We start from the raw sequence: 241 nt of genomic DNA on the forward strand, positions 1-241 counted from the left end.
AGCCATCTCGGCAAGGCGGCCACGCCGCGCCCGCTCGCGCCCATCTGCAGCATGATGTCGGTCGACTCGATCGACTTGTGGCGGCCCGGCACGATGCCGGCCGGCGCCAGGAACTGGTTGTAGATGTCGAGCCGGTCGGTTTCGACCGGATAGGTAACCAGGATCCCGTCGGTCAGTTGCTCGGGCGTCACGTAATCAGCATTTGCGAACCGGTGTGAGTCGGCGACCACCAGCACCTGCT

Annotated in this window: 1 protein-coding gene; it reads right to left on the minus strand. The window is 65.1% G+C overall.

The genetic code is table 11. The features are described 5' to 3' along the window. Window positions 1–241, minus strand: a 241-nt coding sequence (locus KVT39_RS37260) for a LysR substrate-binding domain-containing protein (protein WP_254640809.1), incomplete at both ends; no start/stop codon positions are given.

It is taken from the genome of Burkholderia sp. GbtcB21, from assembly GCF_019091065.1.
Classification (GTDB): Bacteria; Pseudomonadota; Gammaproteobacteria; order Burkholderiales; family Burkholderiaceae; genus Burkholderia; species Burkholderia pyrrocinia_C.